Here is an 18,497-nt window from a genome sequence, read left to right as displayed (position 1 = left end):
AATTTCCTCACAAAAGGGCCAATTAATACACCCGATGAATGATATCTTCAAAATCCGGTTCTTTCATCTCCACATCTTCAATCTCGCCCCAGTATTCCAGTTGTTTCAGAATGTCCATTGTGCTCCATTCCTTCCGGTTTACTTCAACGGTAACGATCTGGTTCTCCACGCCTGTGACATGGAGCGCAGAGGGTAAAGAGTCTGGCAGGTGAAACGCTCCCCGGAACGTTATCCGAATTAACGTAGGCAGTCCGATGGTTTCGCGAAGCGATGAGATCGTCCCGTCATATGTCAGTTGACCATGGTTGATCACCATGACCCGGCTGCATAACTGCTCGATATCGTCCATGTCATGTGTGGTCAACAGAATTGTTTTGCCAAACGTTTCATTTAAGGTACGTAAAAACTGGCGAATGTTCCGCTTCGCGTTCACATCCAGTCCAATGGTTGGTTCATCGAGAAAAAGCAGTTCCGGGTCATGCAGCATGGAAGCTGCGAGATCCGCACGCATGCGTTGTCCAAGCGAGAGCTTGCGGACAGGCGTGGCCCAGAATGATTCAAGGTCCAGCAGCTCGGCAAACTGGGATAGCCGTTTCTTTTTGTCCTCGGCACGGACGCCGTACATCTCGGCCAGAATATCATATGAATCTTTCACAGGCAGATCCCACCAGAGCTGACTGCGCTGTCCAAACACAACGCCCAGTCGACCGACGGTTCTGCGCCTGTCCTGATGCGGGTTCATACCACCAAGTCGTACCTCACCCGAGGTTGGGTGGAGGATACCTGTCAGCATTTTGATCGTGGTAGACTTGCCAGCCCCGTTCGGACCGATGTAGCCCACAAACTCCCCTTGCCCGATATCAAAACTGATATCGCGTACCGCTTCCTTGGACACATACTCACGTGAAAATAACGTACGTAACCCTGAGAAACGTCCTTCTCGAATAACAGGGGTCTTAAATTCCTTTTGCAGATGCCGTGCTGTGATCATGTTCATGATTCGTTTCGCCTCCTTAGCTACCTGTACTTTGATATTTGGTCATGCCGAATTGCCAGAAACGCAGACTTGCAGCCAAACTCAGTACGGCAACCGTCGCAACAGCAACAAGGACCCACGCGCCTCCTTCACCCCGCAGTAGATAGAGTGACGGGATGTAATTGACGAATCCCACCGGAATGACCGTTAGCAGAATGCCAGACATCCATTTGGGATATAACGTTAGCGGATATTGGGCAGCCGTTCGTGCTGCATCTTCAGTGATCGTCTGTAATTCCTCGATGCGCGTAGTCCAGAATCCGAGTGTGGCGGTAGCGAGTCCTATGGAAAAGAGAATGACTGCCCCCGTCAGGATAATGAACAGGGAGAAGGGAATGGCTATCCAGCCAATCTGTCCGCTATGCATCATGCCTGCCAGAGACCAGCAGAGAATGAACCCGCCTTGCAAGACTTCCCCAGCCATGATGCGGAAGTTCTGGGGCAACAGGGCCAACAATACGGGCATAGGACGTGTTAACAGTTGATCAAGCTCACCACCCACCAGATATTTTTCCAGATGGTGAACCTCATTGCCGAATGTGCGGTACAGTGTTTTGGATAAGGTCATGATGGCGAAGAGATAACCAATCTCATGGAGGGACCAGCCTTTAATTGCTCCGAATTTGTGCAGCACCAGAGCAACCATCAGAAACTCGGAGATCTGAATTAAAGCGGCGAGTACGGATGCCATGATGAAATTAAACTTGTATTGCATCCGGCTGCGGATGCTTGTTCGAATGAGCATTTTATATAAATTGAACCAGGAAGTCCGTTTCATCCGCCCTGCACCTCCACTTTACGACGTAACACCTGGGTAATCGCAAGACAGAACAACGTCATGAAGACGCACCAAAGCAAGGTTCCCCATAGCAAGGAGCCATCTTCGAAACCAAGGTAGATTCGGGTAGGTACATACAGCAGGAAAGGGTAGGGGGATAGCCAGGCAAGTTGTTCAAGCCAGTTCGGCAGCCACTCCAGTGGAATGAAGAAACCAGCCAGCAGATTCATCATGGCGTGATTGCCCCAGTGAAGCCATGAAGACTCCGTGGTCCACATCGACGTAGCACCAATGATGTAGTTCATGCAGATGGACAAGTATGCGGCGCCGGCAAGACCAAGTGCGGCATAGAACAGCGTTGAAACGTCTGAGGGCCAATCCAGGGAAAAGACAATGGAGAAGAGCAGGTAGATCGGAATACTTTTGTACACGAACTGGTAGGCGATCTGCCCCCATTCGCGTGCCATCAGGTGGGTGAACAGATGAACTGGCCTCATGAGGTCCAGTGCGATCTGCCCTGTCCTGACGGATAGGGGGATACCCAATCCGTTCGTGAGAAAACCCGAGATCCAGAGAGAGGATTGCGTGAACGCAATGTAGCTGATCATCCCTTGTGTCCCGTATTCCCCGAGCGTGTGGTCGGCCCCGATGCCGATCCAGAGGCAGGCGTACATGTAACCAAACATGGCGCTTGCCAGGTTATGTACCATGTGTGCCCCGCGGTATTGCAGATTCCGGGAGTAGGCTTTGGAAGCCAGGGTGAAATAAAGCATGTGACACCTCCGATAAGTGGATTGAACGGCGTTTCCGTTCACTTCAGTCAAGGCGAAAAAGAGAGAAGGACAACAGCATACCAATTTATTCCTTCACAGGCAAGACATTTTTTTAGCTAATACTGGTATTAATAGGGGTGTTCATGATTGCGCCACAAGACAACGGTCTGTCCGTTCATTTATAATTGAGAGGCAGTATCGCAAACGTTTACAATGTGAAATATTCAAATTTTAAATACACCGCCGGGCTTGTGCCTGACGATTGAGGATACAGAACGAACAATCCGGCAAGAGAGAAGGATGTCATGAAGAAAATTGCATGGGTCACCGATAGTACCAGTACACTGGATCCCGTTTTTGCGGAGCAAAATCATATCTACATCGTACCGCTGCGCATCGTATTTGGAGAGGAATGTTACCGGGAAACCGATGACATTACATCTGAAATGTTCTATGAGAAACTTGCGGAGGCTTCACGTGCGAGCAGTTCGCAGCCACCCATTGGCGAGTTCATTGAACTGTATGAGTCGCTCAAAGACAAGTACGATGAGATTATTACGATTCATTGCTCTACAGCGCTTAGCGGAACGCTGCATACGTCCATGCAGGCTGCAGAGATTGCAGGAGTGACGGTGACCGCAATTGATTCAAAGGCAGGTGCCTATCCTCACCGTGAGATGATTATGCAAGGACTGGAATGGCAGAAGCAGGGATGTTCAGCTGCCGAGATCAAAGTAAACATTGAACAGATGATTGATAATATGTCCTTTTACCTCATACCGGCCAGTCTTCAGCATCTTCATCGCAGTGGACGGGTGTCGGGCACACAGCTGATCATCAGTCAACTGCTCAAGATCCATCTGCTGCTTCGATTTGAAGAGGGCAAAGTGGTTGTGAATGAGAAGATCCGCACGTTCAAGCGGACGAAAGAGCGCATGCTGGATATGCTCAAGCTGGATATGGAGAAAGTAAAACATGTGTGCATTATGCATGCGAACAATCAGGAAGAAGCCGTAACGATCAAAAAACAGATTGCAGCTCTGCTGCCTAGATTAAAGACCGAAATCATGCCGTTTATCCCTGTGGTTAGTATCCATGCAGGTGCAGGAACCATTGGACTGTGCTGGATCCACAGCGAGAACGGATATAGAGATTAGAAGCACCAGCATTTATCTACAGACGCTCATAGACCTGGCAGGAAACACACTTGATGTCAAAGTGGTGCTCCTGTCAGGTTTTTTCGTATGTCATTGCCAATTCAAACAAACTGTGAGGTAATAAAGAAAAATGTTCATGTTGGAGGGAAACATGTGTTAAGTCACCGCTTGTTGCTTGTTGAAGATGATCGTTCAATTAGTGAGATGGTCGGACCCTATCTGGAAAAAGAGGGATACGACGTCACTTATGCATATGACGGCTTAGAGGCAGAGCGTCAGTTCAGCCAGTCACAACCTGGCTATGATCTGGTTATTCTGGATCTGATGCTGCCCCGCAAAAGTGGGATGGATGTGCTGCAAACCATACGGGCAGTCAGTCTGGTGCCTGTGCTCATTCTGTCTGCGAAGGATGGGGAAGTGGACAAAGCGCTAGGTCTGGGCTTCGGCGCAGATGATTACTTGAGCAAACCGTTCTCGTTAATCGAACTGACTGCCCGCATCAAAGCTGCGATTCGCCGCGCCAATTATACCACTCCGCCTGTGACTGAAATGGTTAAAGATCAACGTATTCACATTGGAGGACTTGTGGTTGATATGGAGACGTACGAGGTGGAGCGCGAAGGTACACCCGTTAAACTGACATCCAAGGAATTTGGCATCCTGAAACTATTGGTTACCCATCCTGGCAAAGTGTTCACCAAGGCGCAGATCTATGCTTCCGTCTGGAACGATCATTATTATGGGGACGAAAATATCATTAACGTACATATGCGTCGTCTGCGTGAGAAACTGGAGGCAGATCCTTCGGCTCCCCAATATATCAAGACACTCTGGGGCATCGGCTATAAGCTGGAGGCGGAGCAGGGATGACACTGATTTTTGCCATTACAACGGGTATTCTGGCCATTGCCGTCATTGGATTGTGGATGAGATTGCGGAAACGCACCCAACATCTGTCCTATATTCATCAGAAAATATCCGCAATTCTGGATCAAGGCACCTTTGAGCGCTTGCTTGTATTCAATAGTGATGACCAAGTCAGTCAGCTTCTGAAAGACATGAACGAGCTGCTGGACTATGCCCACCGCGCCAAAGCGGGGTATGCGAACCAGGAGAAGGAGATGCGTAACATGCTCTCCAACATTTCGCATGATCTGAAAACGCCACTCACAGTAGTGCTGGGTTATAGTGAGACCTTACTGCACAGCCCATCATTAACCGATCAGGAACGGAAGATTATGACGGAGAAAATACAGGATAAGGCGCAGGAAGTGTTGCGTTTGATTCATTCCTTTTTTGATCTGGCGAAGCTGGAATCCGGAGATACGGAACTGGTGCTTGGTCGGGTGAATTTAAGCGAATTATGCCGGTTGAAGATGATCTCCTTTTATGAAATGTTGACGAATCTGGGGTTGCACGTGGAGCTGGAGATACCTGATGGGGATATCTTCGTACAAGCGAATGAAGAAGCATTGGACCGTGTGCTGGATAATCTCATTACCAATGGGATGAAATATGGAGCAGAGGGTAAGGTGCTAGGACTTTCACTCGACCATTCGATAGGTGGACCTGTGACGCTACAGATCTGGGACCAGGGAAAAGGGATTCCGGAGAGCGAGCATAGTCGTGTGTTCGAACGCATGTATACATTGGAAGATTCCCGCAATCGACTCTATCAGGGCAGCGGCCTTGGTCTTACGATCACGAAGCGGCTAGTCGAGCAGATGGGTGGAAGCATTCGCTTGCATAGTGTGCCACATCAACGTACTGTATTTTCGGTTACCCTAAAGGCCTGATAGAGCCTTCGTTGGCGTTTCCGGTCAGACTTAAGGTTTTTGTAAGATTTGATTAATAAAAAAGAAGACTTTTCTCTTTACAATATAGATATAGGAACCCGGACAGGGGACGTAAAGGAGAACAAGACGATGAATTATATCGCACGAACAATAGATGTGACCAAAGTATATGAAGGGGCAGAGGTTGTATCCAACGTCAATATGAATATTAAGCAAGGTGAGATCTATGGGTTTCTTGGTCCGAATGGTGCAGGTAAAACAACCATCATGAAGATGCTCACCAATCTCGTCAAACCAACCTCAGGGGAGATTGAATTGTTTGGGGAGAAGCTTACGCCGACCTCCTATGAAGTGCTGAAGCGAATGGGCAGTATTATTGAATATCCTTTTTTCTACGATAGACTGTCTGCTCGCGAGAATCTGGAGCTTCACTGTGAATACATGGGATTCTACAACAAAAAGATCATCGACAACACGATGGAAATGGTAGGGTTAAAAGATACAGGCAAGAAATCGGTTAAAGACTTCTCTCTGGGCATGAAGCAAAGGCTCGGACTGGCTCGTGCACTCATAACCACACCTGAACTGCTCATCCTGGATGAACCGATTAATGGATTGGATCCGGTAGGGATCCGAGAGATGCGAGATTTGTTCAAGCGACTTAGCAATGAGTATCGGATCACCCTATTGGTCTCCAGTCACATCCTTGGGGAGATCGAGCAGATTGCGGACACGGTTGGTGTCATTCGCGGCGGTCGTTTGGTGGAGGAGGTCTCGATGGAGAGCATTCGTGGAAGTCAAAATGAGTACATCGAGTTACAGGCGGTAGATGTCCGCAAAGCGACCTATGTCATTGAACATCAGCTTGGTTTGAGTAATTATAAACTGGTCGATGACCAAACGTTACGCATCTATGATCCGGGAATCATTCCATCGGAATTAACCACCAAGCTGATTCAGCATGGCATTGAGATCGAATCGATATCCAAACGGGCTCATTCCCTGGAAGAACACTTCATGAAGCTTGTGAAAGGGGATGAAGACGTTGCTTAAACTAATCAGACTTGAGATGCGAAAGCACCGATTTGCACGTAATTTTGCAGGTGCAGGTATTGCCAGTATAGCCATTCTTCTTTTCCTGATCATGATTGGATTCGTGGATGTGGGAGCGGAAGATTATGCCTATGCCGATTACCAGACTGCCTTTATGATTATCGATACGTTTGTGAGAGCGACCTTTATCATATTTGCAGGAGCTTTATTAACCAAGCTGGTGATCAGTGAGTATAGAAATAAAACGATGAACGTCATGTTCACCTATCCCATCCAGCGTCATAAAATCATCGCAGCCAAATTGATTATCGTGTTTGTTTTTACATTTGTGATGATTATGGTTACCGATCTGTTGATGGGTTCACTGCTGCTAATTGTTAATCAATTCTACTCCTTCATTCCTGGATCATTGACGAGTCGGGATATATTGGGACTTCTGGTGAAGTATAGTATGAGTTCTTTATCGGCTGCGAGTATGGCACTCATTCCCCTATTCTTCGGTATGCGAAAGTATTCTGTTACAACTACAATGGTCGCGTCCATTTTGCTGGTTTTGGTTGTCTGCTCCGGATTCAACGGGTCGGAAGTTTCCATTCATTCGCTTATTATTATCCCTCTGACCCTTGGAGCAATAGGGATATGGATTGCTTCGATGTCCATGGTTCGTCTGGAGACCAAAGATGTGAACTGAATCATTCGGAAAACCATGCTCTGTATGGCTTCAGATGCCATTGACATCCGCTCGTACAAGGGATAGGATAATGTCAACTGAGACACGAAGGAGAATGCGACTACCATGACGATTCCAAAAACATTAACAATAGCTGGTTCGGACACGAGCGGCGGTGCAGGGATTCAAGCTGATTTGAAAACTTTTCAGGAGCTGGGTGTGTATGGCATGACCGTACTGACTACGGTTGTGGCAATGGAGCCCGATACATGGGATCACCAGGTCTTTCCTGTTGAATTAAATGTGGTTGAAGCGCAGCTTCGCACTGTTCTGGACGGCATCGGTTTCGATGCAATGAAGACAGGTATGCTCGGTTCTGTAGATATTATTGAACTGGTAGCGAAACATATTCGCCGCAGTGGTCTGCCACAGATCGTTATCGATCCGGTAATGGTCTGCAAAGGTACAGACGAAGTACTGCAACCGGAAAATACGGAAGCGATGATCGAATTCCTGTTGCCAGGTGCCGATCTGGTTACACCTAATCTGTTTGAAGCATCCCAACTGGCGAAGAGTGGACCGATTCGCTCTAAAGAACAGATGGAAGCAGCGGCAGCAGCAATTCATGCCCATGGCTCGAAGCATGTACTGATCAAAGACCGAGGTGTGATTAACCCGGGTAAAGCAATGGATCTACTCTATGATGGAACCAACTACGAATGGTTTGAAGCCGATGTTGTCGGCTCCGGATATACGCATGGTGCGGGCTGCACGACGTCTGCGGCGATTACCGCAGGGTTGGCTCGTGGTCTTACAGTGAAAGAGGCTGTTCGTGAGGGGAAAGCCTTCGTGACCAAAGCGATTGCAGGCGGATTCCCGCTGAATCGTTTTGTTGGTCCTACACTTCATGTGGCACACCGTCTGGAGCAACAACGTTAAGTGTTGCCAGGGAGCGCGCAGTCGTAGCGCATCACTTCTGGATGACACAAATCGATTTCATTCAAGTAGCTGTCAATGAGCAGGAAGTTGCTCGTTGGCAGCTTCTTTTTTGTGCGCATTTTGATAAAAATTAGTAACTTTTGGCTTATATTAATCGTATATATCATGGGGTTCATTCCAAAACATGTATGGACACATGAACGACACATAGAATAGGTATGTTATCATCAGAAATCTAAAAAGGAGAGTCGGCCATGATCAGAACAGTGCTTCTGGTGGAAGATGAAAGCCGCATTCGTGAGATTGTGGCCGATTATTTCATAAAAGAACAATGGAACGTCTTAGAAGCAGAACATGGAGTACAGGCATTGGAACTGTTGGCATTGCATGAGGTGGATCTGGTTATTCTGGATGTTTTGATGCCTGAAATGGATGGATGGACATTATGCGGGCATATTCGTTCCCAATCCACCGTACCTATTATCATGCTGACTGCACGGTCTGAGGATGACGATAAAATTCATGGATTCCAGCTGGGCGTAGATGATTACGTCACGAAGCCATTCAGTCCGCGTGTGCTGGTTGCACGTGCAGAGACCTTAATGAAGCGGGTTGAAGGTTCATTTGCAAGAGAGCAAGGTGTGATTCGCTTCGGACAGGTAACCCTTGATCCATGGGCTCGGCGGCTGGAGAAGGACGGGGTTGAAGTCGAGCTTGCGCCAAAGGAATATGATCTGTTGCTCTATTTGGTGCGTAATGCAGGCATTGTATTGTCCCGGGATGCCATTTTGAATCGGATCTGGGGGTTTGATTTTGAAGGTGACTCGCGTGTTGTGGATACTCACATCAAGAAGCTTCGCAGCAAACTGGGTGAAGAAGCCAAGTGCATCCGGACAGTGATTGGCACCGGTTATCGTTTCGAGGCAGAAGCATGAGAAGAAATGGCGTAACGATGAAGCTATTCCTGGTCATGGCAGGATGTCTGGTTCTTTTATACGGAACGACGGTTTTTGCCCAGTTGGTCTGGTTTCCCGACTTCTATCAGCATCAAAAGGTCAGCAGTATGAAGAAAAAGCTGTCCAAGTTCGAACAGCAATACTCCAATGGGCATTGGAGTGATTTACAACTAGCCAAGGAGACCGGGAAGTTCATGCGTCAGAATCAGTCTCATCTGGTCATTCTGACGAACACCGGAAGACTGGTTAATGATCCTTTCCACATTACGCTGCTTCAGGAGGACGGGAGTTACGTGAAGGTGTCCTTGTCCTTGTTTATCAATAGTGAGAATGCAGGTTGGATAACGTCCCATCTGAAGTATGGGCAGGAACTGACGGTGAGAGGCCCGGCCAGTGGGTCCATGGTATATCCATTTAAAATCCAGGATGCCAATTCTGCTGCATGGGGTACAGAAAGTTTTCAGGAGTCGATTGAACCGGTAAAGGAGTGGTCAGGTGTATTGACCGAGGTAGTTCTCCCCAATCTGGCAACGTGGAGTCAGAGGCAGGGACTGCTGGTGCAGGCACTGGATAGTCGTTTCCCTTTATCCACCGAAGACCAACTTGCCTTGGCAAATGGCAAAATGCTTAATGAAGAGTGGACGGATAGCTGGAGCGGTGTTCGCAATGTGATCACCATTGCTCCAGTGCATCGTTCAGGACCTGAGCAACAACTGATCTTCTCGCTCACTTCTCTGCAAGAGATGAGGGAAGCGAATGAGGCAACACGTTTGTTTTATGCATATTTTGGTATTGGCGCATTTGTATTGATTCTGTTATTGGCATTGCTCCTGTCCCGAATTGTAACGAAGCCGCTCCTGGCCTTGAACCATGTTGCCAAGAAAATGTCTACGTTGGATTTTACGGTGAAATCACCTATTCGGCGTAATGATGAAATCGGCAGCCTATCCAATAGTCTGAATGCATTATCGGGGACCTTGGGCCAGACACTGGAAGAACTGAGGCAGGCCAACACACAGATGCGCACGGATATGGAAATGAAGCAGCAGATCGAACAGCGTCAACGCAAGTTTTTTGCCGATGCATCGCATGAACTCAAGACGCCAATTAGCATTATCAAGGGATACTCCGAAGGGCTTAAGGATGGCGTGAGTGAGAACAAACGGGAGCGTTACATTGAGATTATCGCTGATGAGGCGATCAAGATGGAAACGATGGTTGAAGAGATGCTGGATCTGGTGCGACTGGAATCCTCAGCCATTCAATTGAATACAGATGCTGTTGCGCTGGCTGACATGATTGAAGATATCGCCGGCCGTCTGGGTCCGCAATTGAAGGACAAAGGATTGGATGTGGTGCTTGTATCCACAACAGAGCAGACGGTGGAGGGTGACCGAAGCAAGCTGGAGCAAGTTATTTTCAATATCATGATGAATGCTATACGTCATGCGATACCACATACCGATATAACTATTGAGATCAGCAGGCGTGACGGTTTTGTTCACATTACCATTGAGAACAAGGGCGAGCAGATTGCTGAAGCTGAGCGGCAATTTATATGGGAGAGGTTCTATCGGGTAGAGCGCTCACGTAATCGCAAAATGGGGGGAACCGGGCTCGGCCTGGCCATTGCGAAGCAAATTCTCGATCTGCATGGATGCAATTATGGAGTGGAGAATACACCGGATGGAGTCCGTTTTTATATTATTTTTCCTAAAGCCTAGTACGAAAGGGAGTCAAATCTTATGAAGTCTTTACCATCGATTTTAACCTTGGGAAATCTGAGTTCAGGCATGTTGGCAGTCATTATGGCTATTCATGGTGAGTTCGCCCTGGCTGTAATGATGATATGGGTAGCGATGTTCTTTGATCTGTTCGACGGGTATGCGGCCCGCAAATTGCATTGTGAGGGTGAGTTCGGCAAAGCCCTGGATTCCCTCGCGGATGTAGTTTCGTTTGGAACAGCCCCTGTGCTGATTCTGTACCTGAACTCGATGAATGAAGTGAGCATGCTGGGGATGGCACTGACTGCATTGTTTCCGGTGTGCGGTGCATTGCGTCTTGCCCGTTATAACTGTCAGAAGACAGCAAGCAGTGGTTTTGTCGGGATGCCGATTACATTTGCAGGGGGCCTGATGTCCTTTTTCGCGCTCTGGAGTCCTTATTTCACGCATGGTGTAGCCTTTCTTGTCATTATTGTACTATCTGGTCTCATGGTGAGCCAAATCCGATTCCCATCACTAAAACAAGTGCTAGCCTCTCATGAGAAGGATATTGTGGAACCGAAATAAGGAGCGAGTCAGTATGGAATTTGCAAAAGAATTTATTAGTCAATATGGATATTTCGCAATATACGGACTACTGGCTCTTGGTGTCATTGGCATGCCGATTCCGGATGAGGTGATGATGACTTTTGTCGGTTATCTCGCCTCCATCTCGGTATTGAATTACTCCGTATCCATCGCCGTCAGTTTCGGTGGAGCATTTACCGGCGGATTGCTCAGCTACATGATCGGCAAGAAGGCGGGCAGGCCGCTGGTTGAAAAATACGGCAAGTGGGTCGGCGTCAATGCCAAACGATTCAGCAGGGTGGAGTCGTGGTTTCTCAAATATGGATATTGGTCCATCATCCTGGGTTACTTCATTCCAGGCATTCGTCATCTGATGTGTTGTTTCTCTGGAATTAGCAAGATGGCCATCGGCAGGTACATCCTCGTATCGGGCATTGGTGCCTTTATATGGTGTGTTGTCTTTATCTCCATTGGTTTTTATGTCGGTGTGCTAACTTAAAATGGGACAGCCTGTTGCAACAACAGGCAAAGATCGAAGACCTCTTGAGTGTAAGGTGGTCTTTTTTTGTTTTTCTACGAGTTATAGCGAACTGTGAATGAGTAATGAATAGGAATAACTTTATGTAAATACAAAAAGCCGCTCGAACCATTTCCCCCTTCGCATTGAAGGAGAGAATGGATCAAAGCGGCGTGTGCTTCACGACCGATATATTACATTTTATAAAGCAAGTATAGCTTTATATACGTAATGATTTCAATACTTTACCCGTTCAAATGGGATTCCTCAATCCCTTTTTCAATCCGCTGTTCACCCTTTTTGCGTGCAAAAGTAATTTTGAGCAGAGGTGGCGTAACCAATGTGGTGATGATAACCATGATCACAACGCTGGTAAAGTACTCGGAATCAAGTAATCCTGAGGCGAGTCCGGTCGAAGCAATAATAAGGGCAACTTCCCCTCGCGAGATCATGCCTGCACCAATAGCCAGTGAGGATGAACGGTCGAATCCGGTCAGTCGTGCTCCGGCTCCTCCACCAATGAGCTTGGTTACAATAGCAATGAGACTGATGACGACAATAAACCAAATCTGTGATCCCACACCATCAAAGGTGACATTTAAGCCGATACTGACAAAGAATACCGGGACAAAAATTCCGTAAGCAATCGGCTCAATTTTGGTTTCAACCTCGTGTTTGAAGTTGGTTTGAGAGATGGCAATCCCTGCTGCGAAAGCACCGATAATGCCAGCAACTCCCATCCACTCAGCAAAGTACGAGAATCCAAAACAGATAATGAGTCCGGTTGTAATCACAGTTTCGGTGACCCGAAGCGGGGCCATCCATTTCATGATTCGCGGCACAAGCCACCAGCTTGCGGCGAAGATGATGACAAAGAATAGAAGTTTCTTGCTAATCAACCATCCAATAGAGACATCCCCCGCACCAGTGCCGAGCAAGCTCATCATAACGGCGAGCAGAACTACCACGAGTACATCATCGACAACGGCTGCACCCAGAATTGTAGTGCCTTCACGTGAACTCAGCTGATTCATGTCCTTCAACGTCTGAACTGAGATACTGACTGACGTTGCACAGAACAACAGTCCGAAGAAAAGCGCGTGTGTCTGCGACATACCAAAAGCCAAGGCCGAGCCGTATCCCCCTACAAAAGGTAAAATAACGCCGCCAACAGCCACAGCAAAAGCGGACTTCCAGTTTTTCTTCAACTGCTCCAGATCGGTTTCCAGTCCGGCAATGAACATTAACAGCAGTACCCCGATCTCGGCCATATAATGAACGAAATCACTTTGCTGAACCCAACCGAGCAGGGCAGGGCCGAGTATGACACCCACAATCAGTTTCCCCAAAACCGATGGCTGACCCAATCTTACGGATAGATCACCAGCGAGTTTGGTAAAGATCAAAATAAGTGCAAGAACCAAAATAAATTCCATAGGTGTACTCCTCTCCGGCGTTAGCGTCAATAGGTTATCCTGTCCAAGGGTGAAGCATTCCCATCCAAGCTTTAAACGAATAAAAAGGCACAGAACGGCATTTAGAAAAGTGCCGTTCTGTGCCTGAAAAAGACAAAGAGGGGCCCTTGGTGACAGGCTCCTCCAGTTTCAACGCGTATGTGATTAATTGCATTAATTATACCACAAATACAGACTCGGGTAAATGGGAGCCGGATTGGATTTGATTGAAAATAGCCGCAAAGGGGCATTTTATAGTGAAGTGCTAAGGTTTTTGTTCAGAGTGTTGTCACTTAACAGCCCGGAATTGCCGAGATATAATGATATAGAACATAGAAGTTAGGATATGAGGAGGATTTTGCATTGGGCAAAAATAACAAAGGGGAATCGAACATTCCATCCCCGACGAGCAATAAAAATTTCGCAGGCATCATTATCACGATTTCCATTCTCGCTAATGTCATTATTTTATTATTGTTCTTCGCACCATCCATTGGTTACAAAGGTGATGTAACCTTTGATATTACGGTGTTGCCGCGTTTTAATGCCGTGTTTAACAGCTTTACCTTCATCTTCCTGCTCGCAGCGCTCATTGCTATTATCAAGCGGAATGTGAAGCTGCACAAACGTTTCATTCTTGCTGCATTCTCAACGACACTGTTATTCCTTGTGACGTATCTGACCTTTCATTACCTCTCACCAGAGACGTCCAAATACGGCGGCGAGGGCATCATTCGTTCCATCTATTTCTTCATTCTGATCACCCATAGTATACTGGCAGCCCTGATCGTTCCTTTGGCGTTGTTCACACTTGTATGGGGTTGGACGAATCAATTGAAGAAGCACCGTAAAATTGCACGTTGGACTATGCCAATCTGGTTGTATGTCAGCTCTACAGGTGTTGTAGTATATCTCATGATGGCACCATATTATTAATGTTATGAACGTTTAACTGTGCTAATTAGTTTGACTTGCGGGTAATGTTTCCATGGAAGGAGGGTTCACGTTTATGTACAGAGTTGTTTTGATTCGCCATGGACAGAGCATGTGGAATGTCGAGAACCGATTTACCGGTTGGACAGATGTCGATCTGACGACGGATGGTTACGGAGAAGCTCGTAAAGCAGGGAAGATCATGAAGGAACAGGGGTTTGATTTTGATTGTGCCTATGCATCTGTGCTGAAACGTTCGATTCGTACACTCGATATTGCGCTGGATGAGATGGACCTCATGTGGATTCCCATTACGAAGACATGGAAGCTGAATGAACGCCATTATGGTGCGCTGCAAGGACTGAACAAACAGCAAACGGCCCTGAAGTATGGGGAAGACCAAGTGAAGGAATGGAGACGCTCCGTTAGTGTATCTCCCCCGGCACTGGACGAAACCGATGATCGATATGTGCAGGACCTGGACAAGTACAAGCGGCTTGATTGCACTATTCCGTTTACGGAGAATCTGATGGATACATCGAAGCGCGTGCTGGATTACTGGAATGCGGAGATTAAACCAATGGTGTCAGCTGGCAAAAGAGTGCTGATCTCTGCGCATGGGAACACGCTTCGTTCACTCGTCATGCATCTGGACCAACTGTCGGAGGCTGACGTCGTGGCTCTCAACATTCCGACAGGCATTCCACTGGTCTATGAATTGGATGAAGATCTGCATCCCATCGGACACTTTTATCTGACTGCGGATGGCTCGACCTATAAACATGAAGAAATGACTCATGTGGCAACGCCATCTGATTAATTAGTTGGAAGTGAGTAGATGACCGCTGAATTTTAATTCGGAGGTCATCTTTTTTTGCGCGATCAAGCTTTCACTTCGTTTCGTTTTCCGCTCAAAGGGTAATTGTCAAACAAGACACGATGTACATTTATCCTGAAGGAGGAGAAGCACATGTCTAAAAGAAGAGGAATCATTATGACGGCTATCGGAGCAGGCGTAACTTACCTGATGAGGAACAAACAAGCAAGAGATAAGTTGTTTAGTACCGTCTCCGGTATGATGAAAAACTCCAATTCATCTCATGCAAGCAAAACCAGACCACGCGTTGAAGTGAAATAGATTTTGACATACTCATTTAATTCATATGCCTATCATGAGAAAACCTGGAGCTGTAGTAGTTCCAGGTTTTTTGGTGTCAAAAGCAAACCTTGGCTCTAGTCTGACATGCGATTTTTGCCAGCAAGAATGATACAATGGATACTTGCAGAACGTAATGGAAGGAGATGCACACATGAAGAAAAATCATTTGGGTACATCCGAATTGATGGTGTCTGAGATTGGACTGGGCTGTATGTCTCTCGGAACCGATATAACACCTGCCGTAGCTCTAATTCATGAAGCTCTGGATCACGGCGTGAATCTGCTGGATACAGCCGATCTGTATGACGCAGGGCGTAATGAAGAAATTGTAGGACAAGCGATTAGAGGACGTCGGGACCAAGTTATTGTAGCCACCAAAGTAGGTAATCGTCGTATTGCCGGCAAAGAGGGTTGGTCGTGGGACCCGTCCAAAGCTTACATTAAGCAGGCTGTCCATGAAAGTTTAAAGCGACTGCAGACGGATTATATCGATCTGTATCAGCTGCATGGCGGTACGATGGAAGATCCAATCGAAGAAACAATTGAAGCCTTCGAGGAGCTGAAACAGGAAGGACTTATCCGTTATTACGGTATATCCTCCATTCGTCCGAATGTGATCCGGGAATATGTGAAAAGAGCTTCTATCGTCAGCGTCATGAACCAATACAGTGTGGCAGATCGCCGGGCAGAAGAGGAAGTACTGTCTTTACTTGAGCAAAACGGTATTAGCGTAATCGCTCGTGGACCTGTAGCCAGTGGGGTGCTAGCCGATTCCGGATCTGCCAAGGCAGAGAAAGGTTATCTGGATTATACGCCAGAGCAACTGCACACGATTCGGCAAGGGCTAAGTCGTCTTGTCACGGACCAACGCAGTATGGCTCAGACGGCTATTCGTTACGCGTTATCCCATCCTGCGGTAGCAGCTGTTGTCCCTGGTTCAAGTTCAAGAAATCAGTTGCTGCATAATATTGCCGCTTCGAATGCACCTGCGCTCACAGCTGCGGAAATTCAGGAAATACGGGGACTCAGTCCCGCTAATCTGTACAAGCAGCATCGTTAACTCCATCCAGCCTATTTTCAATTGTAACTATACGAGGTACAATGAAGATCAGCCAAAAAAGGAACAGATAAGGGAGAGAAGACCTATGGAAAGAATTCAAAGTGAACAACAATATCTGGATACAATTAACTCTGATGGTTTTACCGTCATTAAATTTGATACAACCTGGTGTCCGGATTGCAAAAACCTGGATCGCTTTATCGGGGACGTTATCGACCAGCACACAGATAAAACCTTCTATGCCCTGGATGCAGAGAAGTTCCAGCCATTTGCTGACGAGAATGGTGTACGTGGCATTCCAAGCCTGCTCGTTTTCCAGAACGGCAAGAAGATCGCACATCTGCATAGCAAATGGGCTAAAACACCTGCTCAAATCTCCGAGTATTTGGAGACGCTTGAATCCAAAGTTTAATTCTTTCGCGTTCGTGTAGTCAGAAGCATTTAAGCAGAAGCTACAGATAAACCCCTTCCTATTGCATCACTTGGGAAGGGGTTTTTGCTTTTGGGAATGGTACGGAAAACGGAATAGGAGATGGAACGGGGGTTGTTTAGAATTTGTTTAGTGTGTCTCTGTATACTAGGTATTACAAACTGAATACTGGAGTGAAACGAGATACTAATGAACAAAACCATTTTTGAAGAAATGCACCAACTCAGCCATAATGATGACCAAAGGTACAGATTGTTAATGAGAGGTGTAAAGCAACTGTTACAGGAACAGAAGCAAAATAGATATAATCTGCTGGAGAAATTAAAAGTTCGGAAGAAACAAAGGAATATTCAAGTGAAAGAGTGGTATTAAGCCAGAAGACATTTCAGTAGTAAACATGAATCTGGTTCCATGTTACATAGTACACCTAGTCCGCATCCCGAGTGATCTAACCGATCTAAGCAAGGAACTTATGAAGAATAAGACTTCTTCTAATTTCAGATATTCATGTGTCTCTGAAACCACAACAGAATCATGAAACAACAAAAGCACAGCATAGAACACAAAAATGGCGGCCTCGTTCCAAAGGGAACATGGGGCCGCCATTGATTTTGCCTGTCTAAATAAATTGAATTGTAAGGTTACATCAAAATAATAAAGAACACGGCTGCCAGTACGAAGCGATAGACAGCGAAGACGGTCAGACTCAATTTTTTCAAAATGGACAAGAACGTCTTGATCGCAAGCATAGCGACGATGAAAGCAGCGATGAATCCGATCGCGAAGATCGGGAAATCACTACCGTTAAGGTGATCGATACTCTTGTACAGGTCATATCCCGTAGCACCAATCATAATGGGTACGGACACGAGGAATGTGAACTCGGCAGCAGCTACACGGCTTACCCCTGCAAAGAGGCCGCCTGAGATCGTTGACCCGGAACGGGAGAAGCCTGGCCACAACGCCAAGATCTGAAATATCCCAACTACGAATGCCTGTTTGTAGGAGATATCATCGACATCATGGGTAGTAATCCGTGCACTCTTGCGACTCCAGCGTTCTGCTACAATCATCAATATACCACCAATAACTAGGCTGTACAGCACTGTCTCCGGACCAAATAAATGTGCTTTGATCCAGTCGCGGAATACAAGTCCGATGACTACGGCAGGAACCATCGCCAGGAAGATATGTCCCAGATTGAGGCGGCGGGAATAAGATCGTGTCCCTCCAGTGAAGCGGAACATATCAATGAATTTGTTCCAGTACAGTACAACAACAGCAAGTACAGCTCCGAGTTGAACAACCACCTCAAACGTTTTGACTGACTCGTTGTCCTCCGATAAACCCAGCAAGTGGGCAGTCAGAATCATGTGTCCAGTAGAAGACACGGGCAAAAACTCAGTCAAACCTTCGATGATGCCCATAATAATGGATGATATAATGTCCAATTCTCTTCCTCCTTGAAATGCAGATGACAGCACAGGCTGTCCTG

Annotated in this window: 21 protein-coding genes; 16 read left to right on the top strand and 5 right to left on the bottom strand. The window is 46.9% G+C overall.

Annotated elements, in window-relative coordinates:
• Positions 1–22: 22 nt before the first annotated feature.
• From FS628_RS26115 to FS628_RS26105, 3 genes are read right to left on the bottom strand one after another with little or no spacing between them, the layout of a single operon-like run.
• On the bottom strand, positions 23–991 hold the full coding sequence (locus tag FS628_RS26115) for an ABC transporter ATP-binding protein (RefSeq protein WP_145325933.1): 969 nt from the start codon (positions 989–991) through the stop codon (positions 23–25).
• Between the two features lie 22 nt (positions 992–1,013).
• On the bottom strand, positions 1,014–1,814 hold the full coding sequence (locus FS628_RS26110; RefSeq protein ID WP_145325865.1) for an ABC transporter permease: 801 nt from the start codon (positions 1,812–1,814) through the stop codon (positions 1,014–1,016).
• On the bottom strand, positions 1,811–2,587 hold the full coding sequence (locus FS628_RS26105; RefSeq protein WP_145325864.1) for an ABC transporter permease: 777 nt from the start codon (positions 2,585–2,587) through the stop codon (positions 1,811–1,813). Before FS628_RS26105 ends, FS628_RS26110 begins: the two co-directional genes overlap by 4 nt.
• 305 nt (positions 2,588–2,892) lie before the next feature.
• Between FS628_RS26105 and FS628_RS26100 the strand changes: the two genes are divergently transcribed.
• The 10 genes from FS628_RS26100 (at position 2,893) to FS628_RS26055 (ending at position 11,948) form a co-directional block, all read left to right on the top strand.
• On the top strand, positions 2,893–3,744 hold the full coding sequence (locus FS628_RS26100) for a DegV family protein (protein WP_124118162.1): 852 nt from the start codon (positions 2,893–2,895) through the stop codon (positions 3,742–3,744).
• 204 nt (positions 3,745–3,948) lie between these two features.
• Positions 3,949–4,614, top strand: coding sequence for a response regulator transcription factor (locus FS628_RS26095; RefSeq protein ID WP_440131314.1), 666 nt, complete (start codon positions 3,949–3,951; stop codon positions 4,612–4,614).
• Positions 4,611–5,540, top strand: coding sequence for a sensor histidine kinase (locus tag FS628_RS26090; RefSeq protein ID WP_145325862.1), 930 nt, complete (start codon positions 4,611–4,613; stop codon positions 5,538–5,540). Before FS628_RS26095 ends, FS628_RS26090 begins: the two co-directional genes overlap by 4 nt.
• Positions 5,541–5,669: 129 nt before the next feature.
• The gene (locus tag FS628_RS26085) at positions 5,670–6,593 is read left to right on the top strand and encodes an ABC transporter ATP-binding protein (protein ID WP_145325861.1); all 924 of its coding nucleotides are present in this window, start codon (positions 5,670–5,672) and stop codon (positions 6,591–6,593) included.
• On the top strand, positions 6,586–7,284 hold the full coding sequence (locus tag FS628_RS26080; RefSeq protein ID WP_186327974.1) for an ABC transporter permease: 699 nt from the start codon (positions 6,586–6,588) through the stop codon (positions 7,282–7,284). Before FS628_RS26085 ends, FS628_RS26080 begins: the two co-directional genes overlap by 8 nt.
• 105 nt (positions 7,285–7,389) lie before the next feature.
• Complete coding sequence (thiD, locus tag FS628_RS26075; protein WP_145325859.1) at positions 7,390–8,202, top strand: bifunctional hydroxymethylpyrimidine kinase/phosphomethylpyrimidine kinase; 813 nt, start codon at positions 7,390–7,392, stop codon at positions 8,200–8,202.
• A 254-nt stretch (positions 8,203–8,456) separates the two neighbouring features.
• Positions 8,457–9,137, top strand: coding sequence for a response regulator transcription factor (locus FS628_RS26070; RefSeq protein ID WP_145325858.1), 681 nt, complete (start codon positions 8,457–8,459; stop codon positions 9,135–9,137).
• Positions 9,134–10,882: a sensor histidine kinase gene (locus FS628_RS26065; protein WP_145325857.1), complete on the top strand. Its 1,749-nt coding sequence runs from the start codon at positions 9,134–9,136 to the stop codon at positions 10,880–10,882. The genes FS628_RS26070 and FS628_RS26065 overlap by 4 nt, the downstream gene beginning before the upstream one ends.
• 21 nt (positions 10,883–10,903) lie before the next feature.
• The gene (gene pssA, locus FS628_RS26060) at positions 10,904–11,449 is read left to right on the top strand and encodes a CDP-diacylglycerol--serine O-phosphatidyltransferase (RefSeq protein WP_145325856.1); all 546 of its coding nucleotides are present in this window, start codon (positions 10,904–10,906) and stop codon (positions 11,447–11,449) included.
• 13 nt (positions 11,450–11,462) lie between these two features.
• On the top strand, positions 11,463–11,948 hold the full coding sequence (locus FS628_RS26055) for a DedA family protein (protein ID WP_145325855.1): 486 nt from the start codon (positions 11,463–11,465) through the stop codon (positions 11,946–11,948).
• Between the two features lie 263 nt (positions 11,949–12,211).
• Here FS628_RS26055 and FS628_RS26050 read toward each other — a convergent pair whose 3' ends face one another.
• Positions 12,212–13,402 (bottom strand): cation:proton antiporter, encoded by a 1,191-nt coding sequence (locus FS628_RS26050; RefSeq protein WP_145325854.1) that lies wholly within the window; start codon positions 13,400–13,402, stop codon positions 12,212–12,214.
• Positions 13,403–13,783: 381 nt separating this feature from the next.
• Here FS628_RS26050 and FS628_RS26045 point away from each other — a divergent pair, with 381 nt between their 5' ends.
• From FS628_RS26045 to FS628_RS26025, 6 genes are all read left to right on the top strand, one after another.
• Positions 13,784–14,356 (top strand): DUF420 domain-containing protein, encoded by a 573-nt coding sequence (locus FS628_RS26045; RefSeq protein ID WP_145325853.1) that lies wholly within the window; start codon positions 13,784–13,786, stop codon positions 14,354–14,356.
• 73 nt (positions 14,357–14,429) lie between these two features.
• Entirely contained in the window at positions 14,430–15,173 is a 744-nt protein-coding gene (gene gpmA / locus FS628_RS26040) for a 2,3-diphosphoglycerate-dependent phosphoglycerate mutase (RefSeq protein WP_145325852.1), read from the top strand.
• A 150-nt stretch (positions 15,174–15,323) separates the two neighbouring features.
• Positions 15,324–15,491 carry a hypothetical protein gene (locus tag FS628_RS31525; RefSeq protein WP_186327973.1) on the top strand — a complete coding sequence of 56 codons (168 nt, stop codon included), beginning with the start codon at positions 15,324–15,326 and terminating at the stop codon, positions 15,489–15,491.
• A 172-nt stretch (positions 15,492–15,663) separates the two neighbouring features.
• Positions 15,664–16,572, top strand: coding sequence for an aldo/keto reductase (locus tag FS628_RS26035; RefSeq protein WP_145325851.1), 909 nt, complete (start codon positions 15,664–15,666; stop codon positions 16,570–16,572).
• Positions 16,573–16,657: 85 nt separating this feature from the next.
• Entirely contained in the window at positions 16,658–16,984 is a 327-nt protein-coding gene (locus FS628_RS26030) for a thioredoxin family protein (RefSeq protein WP_145325850.1), read from the top strand.
• A gap of 207 nt (positions 16,985–17,191) precedes the next feature.
• Entirely contained in the window at positions 17,192–17,374 is a 183-nt protein-coding gene (locus FS628_RS26025; protein ID WP_145325849.1) for a hypothetical protein, read from the top strand.
• Between the two features lie 269 nt (positions 17,375–17,643).
• Here the strand turns inward: FS628_RS26025 and bacA are convergent, their stop codons facing one another.
• Positions 17,644–18,453 carry an undecaprenyl-diphosphate phosphatase gene (bacA, locus tag FS628_RS26020; RefSeq protein WP_145325848.1) on the bottom strand — a complete coding sequence of 270 codons (810 nt, stop codon included), beginning with the start codon at positions 18,451–18,453 and terminating at the stop codon, positions 17,644–17,646.
• Positions 18,454–18,497: the final 44 nt, after the last annotated feature.

Source organism: Paenibacillus xylanexedens, assembly GCF_007676705.1.
In the GTDB taxonomy this organism is placed as follows: domain Bacteria; phylum Bacillota; class Bacilli; order Paenibacillales; family Paenibacillaceae; genus Paenibacillus; species Paenibacillus xylanexedens_C.
The sequence above is the reverse complement of the archived record's forward strand: the minus strand, read 5'-3'. Positions and strand labels throughout refer to the sequence as shown.

Coding starts and splice junctions, on each gene's coding strand:
- FS628_RS26110 (WP_145325865.1), bottom strand. CDS start 1,814: ATGAAACGGACTTCCTGGTTCAATTTATATAAAATGCTCATTCGAACA.
- thiD (WP_145325859.1), top strand. CDS start 7,390: ATGACGATTCCAAAAACATTAACAATAGCTGGTTCGGACACGAGCGGC.
- FS628_RS26030 (WP_145325850.1), top strand. CDS start 16,658: ATGGAAAGAATTCAAAGTGAACAACAATATCTGGATACAATTAACTCT.
- FS628_RS26095 (WP_440131314.1), top strand. CDS start 3,949: ATGGTCGGACCCTATCTGGAAAAAGAGGGATACGACGTCACTTATGCA.
- FS628_RS26055 (WP_145325855.1), top strand. CDS start 11,463: ATGGAATTTGCAAAAGAATTTATTAGTCAATATGGATATTTCGCAATA.
- FS628_RS26025 (WP_145325849.1), top strand. CDS start 17,192: ATGAACAAAACCATTTTTGAAGAAATGCACCAACTCAGCCATAATGAT.
- FS628_RS26115 (WP_145325933.1), bottom strand. CDS start 991: ATGATCACAGCACGGCATCTGCAAAAGGAATTTAAGACCCCTGTTATT.
- FS628_RS26070 (WP_145325858.1), top strand. CDS start 8,457: ATGATCAGAACAGTGCTTCTGGTGGAAGATGAAAGCCGCATTCGTGAG.
- FS628_RS26090 (WP_145325862.1), top strand. CDS start 4,611: ATGACACTGATTTTTGCCATTACAACGGGTATTCTGGCCATTGCCGTC.
- FS628_RS26085 (WP_145325861.1), top strand. CDS start 5,670: ATGAATTATATCGCACGAACAATAGATGTGACCAAAGTATATGAAGGG.
- pssA (WP_145325856.1), top strand. CDS start 10,904: ATGAAGTCTTTACCATCGATTTTAACCTTGGGAAATCTGAGTTCAGGC.
- FS628_RS26100 (WP_124118162.1), top strand. CDS start 2,893: ATGAAGAAAATTGCATGGGTCACCGATAGTACCAGTACACTGGATCCC.
- FS628_RS26035 (WP_145325851.1), top strand. CDS start 15,664: ATGAAGAAAAATCATTTGGGTACATCCGAATTGATGGTGTCTGAGATT.
- FS628_RS26105 (WP_145325864.1), bottom strand. CDS start 2,587: ATGCTTTATTTCACCCTGGCTTCCAAAGCCTACTCCCGGAATCTGCAA.
- gpmA (WP_145325852.1), top strand. CDS start 14,430: ATGTACAGAGTTGTTTTGATTCGCCATGGACAGAGCATGTGGAATGTC.
- FS628_RS26065 (WP_145325857.1), top strand. CDS start 9,134: ATGAGAAGAAATGGCGTAACGATGAAGCTATTCCTGGTCATGGCAGGA.
- FS628_RS31525 (WP_186327973.1), top strand. CDS start 15,324: ATGTCTAAAAGAAGAGGAATCATTATGACGGCTATCGGAGCAGGCGTA.
- FS628_RS26050 (WP_145325854.1), bottom strand. CDS start 13,402: ATGGAATTTATTTTGGTTCTTGCACTTATTTTGATCTTTACCAAACTC.